17 protein-coding genes, 4 tRNA genes and 1 other RNA gene are annotated in these 16,211 nt (G+C 40.0%); 1 reads left to right on the top strand and 21 read right to left on the bottom strand.

Features of this window, described 5'->3' with window-relative positions:
* The first annotated feature begins 54 nt into the window (after nt 1–54).
* The gene (locus EO116_RS05310) at nt 55–1,287 is read left to right on the top strand and encodes an FprA family A-type flavoprotein (RefSeq protein ID WP_127160952.1); all 1,233 of its coding nucleotides are present in this window, start codon (nt 55–57) and stop codon (nt 1,285–1,287) included.
* A 297-nt stretch (nt 1,288–1,584) separates the two neighbouring features.
* Here the strand turns inward: EO116_RS05310 and EO116_RS05305 are convergent, their stop codons facing one another.
* From EO116_RS05305 to EO116_RS05205, 21 genes are all read right to left on the bottom strand, one after another.
* Entirely contained in the window at nt 1,585–2,085 is a 501-nt protein-coding gene (locus tag EO116_RS05305; RefSeq protein WP_127160951.1) for a hypothetical protein, read from the bottom strand.
* A 20-nt stretch (nt 2,086–2,105) separates the two neighbouring features.
* Entirely contained in the window at nt 2,106–3,113 is a 1,008-nt protein-coding gene (gene floA, locus EO116_RS05300; RefSeq protein ID WP_127160950.1) for a flotillin-like protein FloA, read from the bottom strand.
* 8 nt (nt 3,114–3,121) lie between these two features.
* The gene (locus tag EO116_RS05295; protein WP_164726077.1) at nt 3,122–3,454 is read right to left on the bottom strand and encodes an NfeD family protein; all 333 of its coding nucleotides are present in this window, start codon (nt 3,452–3,454) and stop codon (nt 3,122–3,124) included.
* A 344-nt stretch (nt 3,455–3,798) separates the two neighbouring features.
* Entirely contained in the window at nt 3,799–4,359 is a 561-nt protein-coding gene (locus tag EO116_RS05290; protein WP_009353067.1) for a Fe-S-containing hydro-lyase, read from the bottom strand.
* A 14-nt stretch (nt 4,360–4,373) separates the two neighbouring features.
* A complete protein-coding gene (locus tag EO116_RS05285; protein ID WP_127160948.1) occupies nt 4,374–5,216 on the bottom strand; it encodes a fumarate hydratase in 843 nt (280 codons plus the stop codon).
* Between the two features lie 464 nt (nt 5,217–5,680).
* Nucleotides 5,681–6,058 (bottom strand): hydrogenase expression/formation C-terminal domain-containing protein, encoded by a 378-nt coding sequence (locus EO116_RS05280; protein WP_127160947.1) that lies wholly within the window; start codon nt 6,056–6,058, stop codon nt 5,681–5,683.
* 45 nt (nt 6,059–6,103) lie between these two features.
* Nucleotides 6,104–6,613 carry a HyaD/HybD family hydrogenase maturation endopeptidase gene (locus EO116_RS05275; RefSeq protein WP_127160946.1) on the bottom strand — a complete coding sequence of 170 codons (510 nt, stop codon included), beginning with the start codon at nt 6,611–6,613 and terminating at the stop codon, nt 6,104–6,106.
* Nucleotides 6,594–7,310 (bottom strand): Ni/Fe-hydrogenase, b-type cytochrome subunit, encoded by a 717-nt coding sequence (cybH, locus tag EO116_RS05270; protein WP_127160945.1) that lies wholly within the window; start codon nt 7,308–7,310, stop codon nt 6,594–6,596. The genes EO116_RS05275 and cybH overlap by 20 nt, the downstream gene beginning before the upstream one ends.
* Nucleotides 7,311–7,325: 15 nt before the next feature.
* Nucleotides 7,326–9,227, bottom strand: a complete 1,902-nt coding sequence (locus EO116_RS05265) for a nickel-dependent hydrogenase large subunit (RefSeq protein WP_127160944.1) — start codon at nt 9,225–9,227, stop codon at nt 7,326–7,328.
* Nucleotides 9,227–10,369, bottom strand: coding sequence for a hydrogenase small subunit (locus EO116_RS05260; RefSeq protein WP_009353079.1), 1,143 nt, complete (start codon nt 10,367–10,369; stop codon nt 9,227–9,229). Before EO116_RS05260 ends, EO116_RS05265 begins: the two co-directional genes overlap by 1 nt.
* Before the next feature lie 132 nt (nt 10,370–10,501).
* Nucleotides 10,502–10,819, bottom strand: coding sequence for a co-chaperone YbbN (locus EO116_RS05255; RefSeq protein WP_127160943.1), 318 nt, complete (start codon nt 10,817–10,819; stop codon nt 10,502–10,504).
* A 43-nt stretch (nt 10,820–10,862) separates the two neighbouring features.
* Nucleotides 10,863–11,215, bottom strand: an RNA gene (gene rnpB, locus EO116_RS05250) — RNase P RNA component class A.
* Nucleotides 11,216–11,281: 66 nt separating this feature from the next.
* Nucleotides 11,282–12,391, bottom strand: coding sequence for a Nif3-like dinuclear metal center hexameric protein (locus tag EO116_RS05245; protein ID WP_127160942.1), 1,110 nt, complete (start codon nt 12,389–12,391; stop codon nt 11,282–11,284).
* Nucleotides 12,392–12,480: 89 nt separating this feature from the next.
* Complete coding sequence (locus tag EO116_RS05240) at nt 12,481–13,164, bottom strand: class I SAM-dependent methyltransferase (protein ID WP_127160941.1); 684 nt, start codon at nt 13,162–13,164, stop codon at nt 12,481–12,483.
* A gap of 133 nt (nt 13,165–13,297) precedes the next feature.
* Nucleotides 13,298–13,372 (bottom strand) — tRNA-Ile (locus EO116_RS05235).
* Nucleotides 13,373–13,377: 5 nt separating this feature from the next.
* Nucleotides 13,378–13,463, bottom strand: a tRNA-Leu gene (locus EO116_RS05230).
* Between the two features lie 14 nt (nt 13,464–13,477).
* Nucleotides 13,478–13,553 (bottom strand) — tRNA-Phe (locus EO116_RS05225).
* 6 nt (nt 13,554–13,559) lie between these two features.
* Nucleotides 13,560–13,635 (bottom strand) — tRNA-Asp (locus tag EO116_RS05220).
* A gap of 94 nt (nt 13,636–13,729) precedes the next feature.
* Nucleotides 13,730–14,518 (bottom strand): carbon-nitrogen family hydrolase, encoded by a 789-nt coding sequence (locus EO116_RS05215; protein WP_127160940.1) that lies wholly within the window; start codon nt 14,516–14,518, stop codon nt 13,730–13,732.
* 8 nt (nt 14,519–14,526) lie between these two features.
* Complete coding sequence (gene epsC / locus EO116_RS05210) at nt 14,527–15,153, bottom strand: serine O-acetyltransferase EpsC (RefSeq protein ID WP_127160939.1); 627 nt, start codon at nt 15,151–15,153, stop codon at nt 14,527–14,529.
* Between the two features lie 62 nt (nt 15,154–15,215).
* Nucleotides 15,216–16,130: a PLP-dependent cysteine synthase family protein gene (locus EO116_RS05205; protein ID WP_127160938.1), complete on the bottom strand. Its 915-nt coding sequence runs from the start codon at nt 16,128–16,130 to the stop codon at nt 15,216–15,218.
* Between the last annotated feature and the right edge of the window lie 81 nt (nt 16,131–16,211).

Genomic DNA, 16,211 nt, shown 5'->3' with positions numbered 1-16,211 from the left:
GATAAGAAAATCTGGGGCATAACAATCCCCCGTATGTATGAAAGGAATTTAACTATGCATTGCGCACAAAAATTGACTGATCATATTTATTGGATTGGTAGCAACGATTGGAGTACAGAACGTTTTGAAAACCTGTTTCCAATTCCAAATGGGGTAAGCTACAATTCCTATTTTATTGATGATGAAAAAACATGTATCGTAGACTCTGTAGATGATAGCATTCGTCAAGAATTCTTTGACAATGTAGAACATTTATTAAACGGTCGTGAATTAGATTACTTAATCGTTAACCACATGGAACCAGACCATTGTGCAACATTAGTCGAATTACTAGACCGTTACCCAAATGTAAAAATGGTAGGTAACAAAACTACATTCCGTTTCTTTGAACAATTCTATGGACGTCCAGCTCCTGAGAACTATTACGAAGTAAAAGAAGGGGACACTATCGATCTTGGTCACCATAAACTTCACAGTTATACTATGCCAATGGTGCACTGGCCAGAAGTAACTTGTACCTTTGAATCAACAACTGGTACATTGTTCTCTGCAGATGCATTTGGTACCTTCGGTACTATCAACGGCAACATCTTCGCTGATCAATTAGATTTTGATCGAGTATACGAAGATGAAGCCCGTCGTTACTACACAAATATCGTAGGTAAATACGGTGCACAAGTACAAAATGCATTGAAAAAAGCATCTGCTTTAGATGTAAAAATCATCGCACCGCTTCATGGACCAATCTGGAGAACTCCTGATACAATCTCTTATATTCTTAACAAATATATGCACTGGAGCACATACAATGCTGAGAAAAAAGGCGTTGTCATTGCTTTCGGTTCCATGTATGGCAACACAGCTGAAATGGCACAGCAATTGGCAAAATTATTGTCTTTACGCGGTGTAACAGATATCCGTATTTATGATGTATCTAAAACAAATCCATCCTATATCATCTCTGATGCATGGAAATATAGTCATTTAGTATGTATGGCACCAACCTACAACTTAGGTTTATACTTGACTATGGAAAACTTATTACATGAATTACATGCATTAAACTTCCATAACCATAAAGTATCTATCGTAGGTAACCACTCTTGGGCATCTGGCGCAATGAAACGTATGGTTGAATACTTCACAAATGAGTTCAAAAATATGGAAATCGTTGGCACTCCACTAGATATTAAAGGTGCATTACACGATGAACAATTACCATTATTTGAAGAATTAGCTGATGCTATCGTTGCTTCCTTGGCAGAAACAGATATTAAAGCTTTATAATCAATGCAAGCGACTCTACACAGTAGAGTCGCTTTTAATATTACATATAAACAATTAATGATACTATTGATGAATCTAACTTTGGTATAGCCCAATATTTAGTATAGAGTGTAACTGTAAATTCCTTGTAACATATACAAAATGAGCTATCATGAAGGGACATTCCCAACTTGATAGCTCATTTTTACAGGTACTATATGTATTACTATATCTAATAGCAAATAAATCTATACAGAGGATGTATAAGTACAATCACATCATTATATCTGTGTATTACCTATCGATTCTAGTAACACACTATCGACGATAAGGCCCTAACATACGCGCCCCTTTTGGTGTTTCTAAAATCATAGACCACACCATTCCATGTCTAGCTGCTAACCGTAAGGATTTGTCCCTTGAAGCCCTAGAATAACTAGATCCGTCTTTACGCACTTCTTCCACAGATATTCTTGCAGAATCCTTTGGTATAGTCTCTATTCGTTCATGGACTGTAGCACGCATTTCCTCTGCATCATATCTCAGTGAATCTACTGACTTCTCATAACTATCTACATCCACCGGATTACTTGTATTCACAACCCTTTTAGCAGTGGTTTCCACCGCTGCATCAGACTCCATATTCACAGATTCTTCTGGGTCCCGTGACAATGTAATCCCATAGTATTCTTCCATTTCCTCCCAAGTCATATCTTTACTCGGAACTGGTTTTTGTGGCAACTCCTCTTTAGAGTTTCCTTTTTTAAATATAAAGGACCCTAAAATAATCAGTATGAGTATGAGTATCCCTATTTCCATAATTGGATACCTCCTCCACCTTATTCATGTGTACCTTTACCATCGATGGTAGATGCATAATCACCTTCAGAAATGCTTTCACGCATTTTAGTGTCCGCCATAATATTGTTCATCGAATAGTAATCCATAACACCCAAATTACCCTCACGTAACGCTTGGGATAATGCTTTTGGTACTTCTGCTTGAGCTTCTACTACCTTTGCTTGCATTTCTTGGGTATGGGCACGCATTTCTTGTTCTTGCGCCACCGCCATAGCTCGACGTTTTTCTGCTTGAGCTTGGGCAATTTTTTTGTCCGCTTCCGCTTGATCTGTCATTAATTGGGCACCAATATTACGTCCTACATCCACGTCGGCAATATCGATGGATAGGATTTCAAAAGCTGTTCCTGCATCTAAGCCTTTATTCAATACAGTACGAGAAATATGGTCTGGATTTTCCAACACGTCCGTATGCTCTTCAGAAGAACCTACGGTAGTAACAATACCTTCCCCAACACGAGCAATAATTGTTGCTTCTCCAGCACCACCAACTAAACGATCAATATTAGCACGCACTGTCACTCGAGCACGAACTTTTAGTTCGATACCATTTTTAGCCACTGCAGAAATAATCGGTGTTTCAATCACTTTTGGATTGACTGACATTTGCACCGCTTCTAATACATCTCGACCTGCTAAATCAATGGCTGCCGATCGTTCAAATGTTAACTCCATCGTAGCACGTTCTGCTGCAATCAATGCATCTACTACACGGTCTACATCACCACCTGCTAAATAATGGGCCTCTAATTGATCTACCGTCACATCTAAGCCAGCTTTATTGGCTTTCACCAAAGGAAGTACGATTTGGGACGGAGATACACGACGTAAGCGCATACCAATCAAAGTCATAATGCTGACCTTCACGCCCGCTGCTAGAGCAGATACCCAAAGTCCTAATGGGACGAAATGTAAGAATAAAGAAATGCCGATGATGAGAATAATCGGAAAAATGATAAATCCCACCGTTCCAATAATTGTTTCCATATGTCCTCCTATCTATTTGTAGTTCTCACTACGATACGACCACCAGTAACAGAAATAATTTCTACTTCTGTACCTGGTTCATAAAATTCGCCATCAGTAACTGCATCGAGGAATGTTCCTTCCACAACAATGGTTCCTGCTGGTCGCAATACCGTTTTTGTATATCCAATCTTGCCCAACCAGCGCTTAGGGTCTGGATGTGTAGCATATCCTTTTTCCTTCGTAGATTGCAAGCGCAATGTCAATCGTTCCCCTAAAGCCGTCTTAGGAAATACAGAGATAATCCACCACAACAATAGCACGCCCACTACTGAAAGCGAGGTGACAGTAACTATTGCCATAGGTCCTCCTCCCATCCAATCATAGATACCCCATAGGCATAGCAGCAAGCCTGTTAGACCAAAGATGCCAAATCCTGGTATTATCATTTCGATAAGGAGTAAAATAATACCACTTATTAAAGGTCCTGTCATAACGTCTCCTTTCTCTTTACTATCTCTTTATCTATATTATATCACAATCTTTTTATATAAAAGATGAAAAAGCTAGTATAGAATAAATTCTATACTAGCTTTTACCTTTTAATCTATAAAATGCGTATGCATCACAACCCAATGTGTAGTTGTATTAAATCCTCAATGTAATAAACTAAGAGGCCTTCTAAAGAAAGCCTCTTAGTGATTAATTAAACGTCTTCGCGATATGGAGCTTGACCGATTTCGTAGAAATCGTTTCCTTCGCTATCGATAACAACGATTGCAGGGAAATCTTCTACAGTTAATTCTGCCAAAGCTTCTGGACCTAAGTCAGCATAAGCGATAACATCATATTTTTTAATGGATTTAGCAATTAACGCTGCTGCACCACCAACGGCTGCAAAGTAAGTTACACCGTTTTTCTTCATGGATTCGATAACTTCTGGTTTACGGGAACCTTTACCGATCATGCCTTTGATACCTTGATCAAGCATTGTTGGTGTGTAAGCATCCATACGACCAGATGTTGTAGGACCTGCGGAACCGATTGGGTCTCCTGGTTTAGCTGGGCTTGGTCCTAAATAGTAAACGATTTTGTCATGCCAATCGATTGGTAATTCTTCGCCACGTGCTAATGCTTCAGTCATTACTTTATGAGCAGCATCACGAGCACTGTAGATTTTACCAGAGATAAGAACCATATCACCAGCTTTTAATTTACGGGATTGTTCTTCTGTTAAAGGTGTTTGAATACGAATTTGTTCTGCCATGGTTATTCCCCCTCTTAAACTTCACCGTGAGCATGACGGCTAGCGTGGCAGCAGATAGTTACTGCTACAGGAAGACCAGCGATATGTGTTGCTGCCCACTCGATATTAACGGAAACTGCTGTTGTAGTACCACCTAATTGAGGTCCGATACCAGTTTTGTTAACCATTGCATTGATTTCTTCTTCCAATTTTGCATATTCAGGATGTGCATTACGTTCTTCTACAGAGCGAAGAAGAGCTTTTTTAGAAAGGAATGCTGCGTAGTCCATTGTACCACCGATACCAATACCTAGTACCATTGGAGGGCATGGGTTAGGGCCAGCTTTTTTAACGATTTCAAGAACTGCTTTTTTAACGCCTTCAACGCCATCAGCAGGAACCAACATTTTTACGCCAGATTTGTTTTCAGAACCAAAGCCTTTTAACTCTACATTAATGTCAACTTTGTCGCCTGGAACAATTTTAGTGTAAATAACTGCTGGAGTATTATTTTTAGTGTTTACACGGTTGAACAAAGGTTCAGCTACTACGGATTTACGAAGATATCCATCAACATATCCTTTTGCAACACCAGCTTGTACCGCTTCTTCAAGATTTCCACCTTCAAAATGAACATCTTGACCAACTTCTAAGAATACGATAGTAAGACCAGTATCTTGGCAGATTGGACGATCTTCAGCATCAGCGATTTCCGCATTTTTAATGATTTGATCTAGTACCCCTTTACCTACTGGAGATTTCTCACACTCATAGCCTTTTTTCAATGCATTATACATATCTTTTGGAAGATGATATGCTGCATTCATACATAATTCTGCTACCTTTTCTGTTACTTTCTCAACGTGAATGTTACGCAAAGTAATCCCTCCTCAACTTAAAACAGAGACCTTTCTCTTGTGTATTATTGTAACACCATGCCCTATCTTTTTCAATTCTTTAAGAATAGGTGCTATAACTGTTTATTATGATAAAATCTATTATCATTTATTGATAAATGCATATAGTTCTCTATTTCTAAGGTACTTCTAAATCTTATAGTCCAGCCCTTCTGCGGACAAATATCCACCCTTTATAAACCATTTAAAATACACATATATTTAATCTTATCAATACGTTATTTCCTACTAAATTCTACTATGTTTAAGCATAAAATATTATATTTACAAATGAAAAACTCTCTCACTAAAATATAATGAAAGAGTTTTATCTATACTTTTTTATATGTTTTCTTTTAAAAATAATGTTAGCTATGATTTATTGATATAGAAGATACCCGTAAACAGCTTATAGATGTAACATTTTTTATAGACAAGCTTACCAATTACAGGTCAGCTGCTTCAATCCAGTCTTGTAAGTCCGCTTCTCCTCCGATGATATCTTCATCATAGGCGCCTGCTAAGGTCGGATAGCGACACACTTCAATGGTATAGAGGATAGCTTCATCTCGCCCATTGCGAAAAGTACCAATCCAAACACCACGGATAGTAGACTCATACCACTCTACAGGTTGATCTGTATCTTTCAGATGGATTGTCACATCACCACGTCCCAATGTTTCCAATACTTCCACTTGCTCTTCCATAGTGAGGCCTGTATTTTCCACATAAATCGTATAGGTTTCTCCTGTTTGACGCAAGTGCTGCATAGCATTTTTTAATTCTTGAAACACCGCTTTTACACGGCCAAATTCATTTTGCATAGAATCTCCTTATCAAATTATTACAGTTTTATAGTATGTAGCAGTCTATTCTTTCGTTCCACTCACAGGACTAGCTGTTACATGCCAATTAGATAAAACCTTCAGCACCCGTTCTTTCACATCTGCTACCGCAGCTTGTGTGGAATTGCTTAAGGTAAGCCCTAATTCTAAACTTTCAGGTTCTACACCGATGACAACGGCATCTTCTAAAGGATCTTCTTGTAACGCACGGATACGTAAAATATCTTGCATCCCCACTTCATGCACAGAAATAGCTTCTGTAAAATAACTGTTCATTTCCTCATGAGGAAACTCGTATACTGTGCCCGGTGCCTCACCACCATTGATAGCATCTACTAACAGCAACTTTTTCATACCTCGCATATAGGTAAGTAATTCCATGCCCATGGTGCCTCCATCTAGAATGGTAATAGGAGGATTAAATACATAATCCTCCCGTAATTGGTTCACCACATGGACACCGAATCCCTCATCAGTAAGCAAAATATTGCCTACCCCTAATAGTACGATGGGATTATTTTTTATTTGGTCCATATAAGTCCTCTATATCTTCTGGATCCGTAGGGTAGAATTTCATCCCTGAAACCATACTGGATACTTCCCCAGATTCTTCCATAACATCTTCGCGGAATGCCATATACACATGTATAATTGTAAATAACAAAAATCCCCAAGCAATGTAGTGATGAATCATATGCACTTCATACTCTGTAAACAATAAATTTACAGGGTTAAAAATTTGTGCAATCCACGTATTAGGATACACTTGTGCAAACATAGCAAGACCTGTACAAATTTCTAGGAACAACATCACATATACTCCTAAATAACTAGTACGAGCCATAGAATTACGCAAGAAACGATGCTCTCGTTGCTGTGGTAACATTAGATAGTGCTTAATTGTGTCCCACAGACCAATCCAATACGACTTTTTATGAAATCTAGGAAACAATCTATCGCCACGATATCGAATTCCACCATAAATACGGAATATGAGTGCAGCAATTAGGATAAATGCTGCGATAAAGTGAATTTTACGAATCATTTCCATAGAGAACCAACCGCCCACTGCGATTGTCGGTTCCACACTACCTGGTGTAGCTTGGAAACCTGGATTCCCAATGTATAAGCCTGTCCAGAATAGAGCCGTTACACAGAGAACCATAGTCCAATGGAAAATGCGGAGCCATAAACTAAATACACGATAAGGCTTTTTATTTAATGGTAACATAGATGCGCCTCCTCCCTATTTACATAGGGCATCTGTATTCACAGACACTATTTTTTCACCTTTTTTATTGTACAAGTGTGTAGCACATGCCAAACAAGGGTCAAAGGAATGTATACCTTTTAAAATTTCTAATGGCTTATCCGCCACTTTGACTTTAGTGTCTATCATATTAGATTCGTATGCACCATGTTCGCCAGCAATCGTTTTAGGGCATGCATTCCATGTCGTTGGCACGATACATTGATAATTGTCTACACGACCATCTTTGATGACACACCAATGTCCTAAACCACCACGTGGTGCATCTAATAAACCTACACCTTTTGCCTCTTTTGGCCAAGAATTAGGATCGAATTTACGAGTATCCGCCACAACAGTATCACCAGTTTTGATATTTTCAATCAAGCGATTATAGAAATGTTGGCTCAAGTTAGCTGCCACTTGTGCATCTAAACCACGAGCTGCTGTACGGCCCACTGTGGAACACATCCACACATGTGCTGGTACCCCTAGCACTTTAGATACGGCATCAATTTGGTCCACCATCATTTTCTCAGCCCAAGTTGGGTCTTTGATGATGCCTTGTTTTACTTTTACATAGACAACGATATATTTTGCCAATGGGCCCACTTCGCAGGCTTTTCCTTTGAATGTAGGGGATTTAATCCAAGAATATTTTTTCTCTTCATCCAAGAATTCCCATTTTTTATTTGTTCCCGTCTTAGGCCCTGTGAAAGCTGGTGTCGTTACCCCTTCTATTGGATGCAAGGATGTTTCACCATTTGGATATTCAAACCAAGAGTGATTGATTTCTTCAGACAAGAAGTCTGGATTCATCAAGTCTTCACCTTCTAAAGCTGTAAATGTTGCTTTTTCCCAACCAAGTTCAAAGTTTTCTACTACTCCATTAGCACGAACAAGAGATTTTTTAAAGAAGTCTCCATCTTTTATACCTGTATATGCATCATCTGGATAGCCACCGTAAGCAAGGACACGTTTTTTTGCTAAGCCCCCACCATCAACCATACCAGCTTTTACATATAAATGACCAATCGCTAATAAGTCAGGCAAGTAGAAATAATTCACTAAATCTTTTGCCAAGGAAATAGATTCATCCACACTTGCCAAACGAGCCGCATTGACAGGTGCATTCATATCGTCCATAGAAATAGAACAAGGCATGCCACCTACGATGTAATGAGGATGTGGATTTTTACCACCAAAGATAACATGTGGCGTTACAATATCACGTTGACGATCCAAGATTGTCAAATAGTGAGAAATGGCCATCAAATGCACTTCTGGAGGCAATAATTGATAGTCTGGATGATCCCACCATTGGGCGGAGAAAATACCTAATTGACCACTTTCTACAATTTTTTTCACTTTTGTTTGGATCGCTGCATAATACGTAGCATTTCCTTTAGGGAACTCCTTAGGGTATGCAGATGTAGCAGATTCCAAATCTTTTGGTTGTAATCCACTCACATTGTATGTATCCAATACTTGTTGTTGCAATTCTGCAGTTTTCTTAGGATCTGCTTTCAACGCCTCTACTGGGCTTACCCAGTCAAGAGCATGCAAGTGATAAAAATGCACAATATGATCGTGTGTATCTAAACAACTATGCATAATATTTCGAATATAGTTTGCATTCTTAGGAATTTGAATTCCCAATGCATCTTCCACAGCACGAAGGGATGCTAAGGCATGCGTAGAAGTACATACGCCACATATGCGTTGTACAAAAGCCCATACATCACGAGGATCGCGATTTTTAGCTACTAATTCAATACCACGCCAAGCTGTACCACTAGATAGGGCATCTTGTACTTGACCTGTTGCTTCATCAACACTAACTTCTACACGTAAGTGACCTTCAATACGGGTCACTGGATCGACTACAACTCGTTTCATTATTGGTCACTACCTTTCTGTTCCACTTCTTTTTGTTTTGCTTCTTGTTCTGCTAAATATTTTTTCTCTTCTTGGATAGAATCATATTTATGTTTCGCTAGCGTAATACCACCATGAGCCACTACAGCACCAAATGCGCCGAATCCTGCCACTGTTCCTAATGTATCCACATCAGTGATAGTGTTTGGGGTATGAATATGAGGCAATCGTTGATAAAAGTTATCATTGTCCCAGAATCCCTTTTCAGAGCAACCAATACAACCATGTCCAGATTGAATTGGATAGGACAACCCATTCCACCAACGCAAATTGCCACAAGAGTTATATGTTTCTGGTCCACGGCAACCTACTTTATATAGACACCAACCAGCTTTCGATGCATCATCATCAAAATGTTCCACAAACAATCCAGAATCAAAGAAAGGACGACGATAGCATGTATCATGGATACGATTGCCATAGAATTGTTTTGGTCTTCCTTCTACATCAAGAGGTGGAATTTCGCCAAATAAAGCATAATGCATAATCACACCAGTCATAACCTCTGGAATCGGAGGGCATCCAGGTACTTTAATGATTTTTTTACCTTTTACAATAGAAGAAACAGATACTGTATTTGTTGGGTTCGGTTTTGCCGCTTGAATGCCGCCCCAAGCTGCACAAGAGCCGTATTCGATGATGAAAGCAGCCCCTTCAGCGCATTCTTTCAATACATCTACAAATGGACGTCCACCAACTTGGCAGTAAGATCCATTTTCATCCAATGGAACGCCACCTTCAACAGCCAATACATACTTACCTTTTTTACTTTCTAACAAGTGATGTAAATGATGTTCAAATGGTTCCCCTGCTGCAGCAGCTAAAGTATCATCATACTCTAAGGCAATCATATTTAAAATCACATCAGATGCGAAAGGCGATGTGGAGCGAATAAAAGATTCGTCACACCCTGTACATTCATGACCATGCAACCAAATCACCGTAGGTAATTCTTTTGTTTCTGCCGCTGCTACGACTTTGTTCGTCAATGCTGGCGGCAACCCTAAAATAGCAGTTAAAGCTACACAGGATTTCATAAAAGTACGTCGGCTTAATTTACGCTCTTGGAATAGATTCCAAAGACTATTCAATGATTCTTTCACAAAAAAGCCCCTTTCTTGCAATAACTTTATAGCGTCTATATAAATTAATATACATCCATAGTATACCATGAAAGGTATTCCTACTATAGAATATTAATCACTAATTTGTAAAAATATTTTTATATCCTCTATTTATAGTTTCAATAACTTACGTACAGAGGCTGCTTTTTTATAGCCACCGATACGATCTTTTTGTTTTCCTTTTTTATAGCAAATAATTGTTGGTACCCCTTGTACATCTTCTTTTAAGACAATCTCTTTCGATTCGTCAATATCGATGGCAATCATGCGTGCCACACCTTGTAATTCATCGTGCAACACATCTAATTCTTCTTTCATCAGCTTGCATGGATCACACCATTCTGCCGTAAAACAAGCTAGTACGATTTCGTCATCACCTTTGACAATGGATTTAAACTCTTCATAGGTTTTAATGGATTCTAATTTCATAACGATACCTCCTACAATAACAAAACCGCTCCGAAGAGCGGTTTTGAGCAAGCAATCAATAAGCCGAGTTCTGTCCTGCTTTCGCAGTGGCGATTATCTTTCTAGGCGCATAGTTGCCTATACGCTCAAGCGGCACAACCCGAAAGGTAGGCGGGCAACCCTTAACCCTTTCCTATTCGGCCTTGCTCCGGATGGGGTTTACCGAGCATACATGTTACCATGTACCTGGTGCGCTCTTACCGCGACCGTTCCACCCTTACCACCCGAAGGTGGCGGTTTACTTTTCTGTGGCACTATTCCCTATGGTCACCCACGCCGGCCGTTAGCCGGCATCCTGCCCTATGGAGCTCGGACTTTCCTCAAGTCAAGAGACTTGCAATCGCCTTTCATACTTACTGTTTAAGTCTAGCATAGACCACTCGTGTGGTCAATAGCTCTTCCTTTTATTATAACCGAAAGTGCTCAGACTTTAAAGAAAAAATCTCTTTGTACATTACTTTCTATGACTTCTACTTCATCTGCTGTAAAACTCTTTTCTATCATTTGTTTTAATAGTGTTTGACTCATGTATTCTGTACCATAATGACCTGCATCCACTACTGTGATTCCTAATTCTTTTGCTAGTTGCATATCATGGTATTTCACATCCCCAGTGATATACACATCCGCTTTTTTCTTGGCTGCTATTTTAATGAACTCTGCTCCACTACCTGTGCATAGACCAATGCGCTGAATGGATGATGGCTTAGCCCCACCCCAACGCAATTGACTGTGAGGGAATACAGATTGCAATACTTCTTTGAAGTCCTCTATCGATAGTGGTTGTGGTAAATTACCAATGCGACCAATATAGTGTGCATCACAGGCATTCTCTAAGGCTACTATATCGTAGGCAATTTCTTCATAAGGATGAACCTGTTCCATAGCACCTAATACTGCACCTAGCAATTTCTTAGGGACTACCGTCTCAATCCGTTCTTCTTGCACCGTTTCGATAGAGCCCACATGACCGATGAAAGGATTCGTCCCTTCTAAGGGCAAGAACCTTCCTTCTCCAGCGACAGAAAAACTACAATGACTGTACATACCGATATGACCTGCCCCCACATCACCCATGGCTTGGCGAAGTTGTTCACTATGCGTAACGGGCACATAGACAGCCACCTTATAGGCTACATCTCGTCCTGTTTCTTCTAGCCCTTGTATACCTTGTAACCCTAGTCGTCTAGCTACCTCGTCATTAAGACCACCCTCAGCAACATCTAAATTCGTATGCGCACTATACACATTAATACTATGACATAATAGATCTTTAATCATCTTTCCTTGCATCGTATCCGTGTTGATAGATTTGATACCTTTGAAAATCATCGGATGATGTGTCACAATTACATCTACGTGTTCCTCTATCGCTTCTGCTACTACTTCTGACGTCACATCTAATGCCGTTAACACACGTTGCACGGTTGAACTCATAGATCCCACTTGTAATCCGCAATTATCCCAAGACTCTTGCAACTGCAATGGCGCTTGGCGCTCAATGGCTTGAGCAATCTCTTTCATAGTAACCATATATACCTCCTATCCACCATTTCAAGGTATGATATAACATTCTATACGCATCAATGGTTAGACATTTTTTGTGAAAGTTTCACCTGTACCTATTGTAAAATACCTTGTAAGGCTTGCAATTCTTGTTCCATCACCTGAACCGCATCACTAGACTTCGCTGTATCACGCATATGTTGTAGAATAGATTGCAACGTTTTCATTCTACGTTGTATGTGCTGTGTCCAAACTTCAGATTGTTCTTGTTGTAACAAAGCACCATATTCCCATAACATCGATTCTCTAGGTAGCTCATTATACACGGAAGTAGTGCCTCGTTGTACTAACCACATGTCATAATATTGATTGCCCTCTAATAAACATTTCTCTTGAACAATGCCATACCCTTGATCTACTAAAAATTGTTTCAACTCTCGTCGATGGCTTTGTGGTTGCAGCACATAGGTTTCCAATAGTTCTGGTCCTACCGTGATGATGTGTTGCATCAACTCTCCACCCATGCCACAAATCACTGCACAATCTACTTCTCCCTGTTTTGTAGCTGCCAATCCATCTCCTAATCGGCATTCAATAGATTCTTCTAACTTTCGTTCTTTCACCAATCCTTTGGCAGACTCTAACGGTCCTTGATTGACATCAATGGCAATGACCTCTTTAGCCACGCCTGCTTCTATACAAGCCACCGCCAAATACCCGTGATCTGTACCCACATCTGCCACCGTTTGACACTGTGGAATCATATGCAATACTTGTTCTAATCGTTTTGAAAGTGCCATAGTCTATCTCACATTCTAATTACATCTTCAACGGAATTTCTTACTTAGAAATACTATAAAGCTCATGCTTTCATTATACAATGAACCCTTATAGATAACAAAAAACCATCTCACAAAGTGAGATGGTCTCTTATGGTGGGCCCACCTGGATTTGAACCAGGGACCGACCGGTTATGAGCCGGTTGCTCTACCCCTGAGCTATAGGCCCTCGTTTGGTGCGGATGATGGGACTTGAACCCATACGAGCGTACGCTCACCACCCCCTCAAGATGGCGTGTCTGCCATTCCACCACATCCGCATGAGGATTGTATATGGTGCCTCAGGGCAGAATCGAACTGCCGACACACGGATTTTCAGTCCGTTGCTCTACCGACTGAGCTACCGAGGCAAATAGTGGCGACCCCGATCGGATTTGAACCGACGATCTTCGCCGTGACAGGGCGACATGTTAACCGCTACACCACGGGGCCGTGTACTAAGTACTCATATAATATACCATAGGTATTACATCTTGGCAATACCTATGGACAATTTTATATATTCCTAAAATGCATAGATATTTTTTTAATAGCAATTAGGTTTCCGATCCCGGAACACATTGATTTTAGACCGAATATCTTTTACCGTATCTACATCGATAGTAATGGTTTGTATTTGCGGCGTTTCATCACATTCTAGTAGCACTTCTCCCCACGGGTCTACTACCATCGAGTGACCTGCCATGGGTAACTTACCAATAGTGCCACAACCATTAACACTACAGAAATACATTTGATTTTCTATTGCTCTCGCTTGATTCAATATGCACCAATGATGCAAACGTAGCATTGGCCACTGAGCGGGTAAAAAGAATAGTTCTATCCCTTGTAAGGCAGATTTACGAATTAGCTCAGGAAAACGAATATCATAACAAGTGGCACTAGAGCAAAGTACTCCATCAAATTCAAATTGGTGGATAGCAGTACCACCTGTAAAATATTGATCTTCTTTAGCTGGACTAAAGCCATGCATCTTATCATACGTAGATAACAATTCCCCTTTGCGGTTGAACACATAGGTTCTATTGTAGCTGGAATCTCCTTCTTTGACAGCCACTGATCCACCAAAGATATTCACATGTTCTGATTGCGCTAATTCCTGTAACAAAGATTGTGACCGTTGACCACCTTCATCTGCCAATGCATGTAACTTTGAACCCGTTATAAATCCTGTATTCCATGTTTCTGGCAATACGACTACATCCACTCCTTGCTTAGCTACATCTCGCACTTTTTCTGCTAGAATATCAAAATTTTTATCCACTTGCTCAATTTCTGTGGCTAATTGAACAATGCCTAATCGCAACTCTCTCATAGTTCCTCCTAGATATGCCACGCCATATGGTCTGTAAACTCGTTAGGCTCTAATGGCAATGCATGCCGTCGTGGTACATAGGACCCTTTGTCAAAACGATCTACTTTAGGACGACGATAGATAATATGGTCAGGTTCCGTTTCAAAAATAATTACATTTCTAGGAACATCTCGCTTAATGACCAGATTACAACCTATTTTTGAACCTTTTCCCACCGTAATATCACCTAGCACCTTTGTACCAGCACCAATGAGCACATCATCTTCCACCGTAGGATGACGTTTTATCTTACGAGAATCCATCCCTCCAAGAGTCACTCCATGAAAGAGCGTCACATTATCTCCTACAATAGCCGTTTCACCAATGACAACTCCCATACCATGGTCAATAAATAAGCCTTTCCCAATTTGCGCTCCTGGATGAATCTCTATACCCGTTACCCGACGTGCATGTAACGCCACACGCCGAGCTAACGTAAACCAGCCTTTTCGGTACAGGCGATGCGCAAAAAAATGCCAAAATAAAGCTGTTATATGAGGATATGTCCAAACCACCATAAACCAAGAGGTAGCCGCTGGATCTGATTGTAATACGCGCTGTATGTTGTATCGAATGGAATTCCATACCTCTCTCATAAATACCTCCCTATACAGAGATAGCATGGCCTAGACCATGCTATCTTTCGTATCACAATCGATTAAGAATGAATCCAATCTACGCTTTCAAATTGAATCATAGATAGATATTTTTCTACTCCATCTGGAGCTACTACGACAACGTCCACATCTGGGAATTTACGACCGTATTGACGAGCTACCAAGATAGCCGCCGCGGAGGAAATGCCGATACCAATACCAGTTTCTCGCATGAAGTTACCTACTTCTTCGATAGCATCTTCATCAGTGACTGTTTGTACTTCATCCATCAAGGAAGAGTCGAAGTTTTCTGGAATGAATCCAGCCCCAAGACCTTGGATTTTATGAACACCGCCAGTACCTCGAGAAATCACTGGAGACCCTTCTGGTTCTACTGCAACCGCTTTAATGTACGGATGTTGCTCTTTCAAAGCTTTAGTAACACCTGTGAAAGTACCACCTGTGCCAATACCTGCTACGAAAATACCTACATTCGGTACATCACGTAAAATTTCTTTTGCCGTTGTTTCATAGTGAGCCGTTGGATTTGCTGGGTTCACAAATTGACCTAGTGTTACCGCACTTGGATAGTTATCAAGAATTTCTTGCGCTTTTCCAAGAGCACCTTTCATGCCTAATTCTTTTGGCGTTAAAATTAATTGTGCACCGTACGCTTTGATTAATTCGCGGCGTTCTTTACTCATACTTTCAGGCATAATAATAATTGTTTTGATGGACAACATAGCACCTAACATTGCTAAAGCAATACCCGTGTTACCACTAGTGGCTTCCACGATGATTGTATCATTTTTAATTAAGCCTTTTTCTTTTGCATCTTGTAACATACCTAGGACAGCACGATCTTTTACACTGCCGCCAGCATTATACTTTTCTAATTTTACATATACATTAGTATCTGGGATTCGATATATTGGTGTGTTTCCAATTAAGTCGATTGCATTTTTTACAACAGCCATAATAATTCTCCTCTACTTAGACTTCATATATAAAATACTTAAATTTATTCCTATTGTATAGGTGGGATTTGATTTTGTCAA

The sequence above is a fragment of the Veillonella sp. VA137 genome (assembly GCF_003992015.1).
Lineage (GTDB): Bacteria > Bacillota > Negativicutes > Veillonellales > Veillonellaceae > F0422.
This window is presented reverse-complemented; position numbering and strand designations above follow the sequence as displayed.

Bases quoted from the DNA above. Each gene is read 5' to 3' on its own strand.
- EO116_RS05310 (WP_127160952.1), top strand. From the start codon at position 55: ATGCATTGCGCACAAAAATTGACTGATCATATTTATTGGATTGGTAGC.
- EO116_RS05305 (WP_127160951.1), bottom strand. From the start codon at position 2,085: ATGGAAATAGGGATACTCATACTCATACTGATTATTTTAGGGTCCTTT.
- floA (WP_127160950.1), bottom strand. From the start codon at position 3,113: ATGGAAACAATTATTGGAACGGTGGGATTTATCATTTTTCCGATTATT.
- EO116_RS05295 (WP_164726077.1), bottom strand. From the start codon at position 3,454: ATGGCAATAGTTACTGTCACCTCGCTTTCAGTAGTGGGCGTGCTATTG.
- EO116_RS05290 (WP_009353067.1), bottom strand. From the start codon at position 4,359: ATGGCAGAACAAATTCGTATTCAAACACCTTTAACAGAAGAACAATCC.
- EO116_RS05280 (WP_127160947.1), bottom strand. From the start codon at position 6,058: ATGCAAAATGAATTTGGCCGTGTAAAAGCGGTGTTTCAAGAATTAAAA.
- EO116_RS05275 (WP_127160946.1), bottom strand. From the start codon at position 6,613: ATGGACCAAATAAAAAATAATCCCATCGTACTATTAGGGGTAGGCAAT.
- cybH (WP_127160945.1), bottom strand. From the start codon at position 7,310: ATGTTACCATTAAATAAAAAGCCTTATCGTGTATTTAGTTTATGGCTC.
- EO116_RS05265 (WP_127160944.1), bottom strand. From the start codon at position 9,227: ATGAAACGAGTTGTAGTCGATCCAGTGACCCGTATTGAAGGTCACTTA.
- EO116_RS05255 (WP_127160943.1), bottom strand. From the start codon at position 10,819: ATGAAATTAGAATCCATTAAAACCTATGAAGAGTTTAAATCCATTGTC.
- EO116_RS05245 (WP_127160942.1), bottom strand. From the start codon at position 12,391: ATGGTTACTATGAAAGAGATTGCTCAAGCCATTGAGCGCCAAGCGCCA.
- EO116_RS05240 (WP_127160941.1), bottom strand. From the start codon at position 13,164: ATGGCACTTTCAAAACGATTAGAACAAGTATTGCATATGATTCCACAG.
- EO116_RS05215 (WP_127160940.1), bottom strand. From the start codon at position 14,518: ATGAGAGAGTTGCGATTAGGCATTGTTCAATTAGCCACAGAAATTGAG.
- epsC (WP_127160939.1), bottom strand. From the start codon at position 15,153: ATGAGAGAGGTATGGAATTCCATTCGATACAACATACAGCGCGTATTA.
- EO116_RS05205 (WP_127160938.1), bottom strand. From the start codon at position 16,130: ATGGCTGTTGTAAAAAATGCAATCGACTTAATTGGAAACACACCAATA.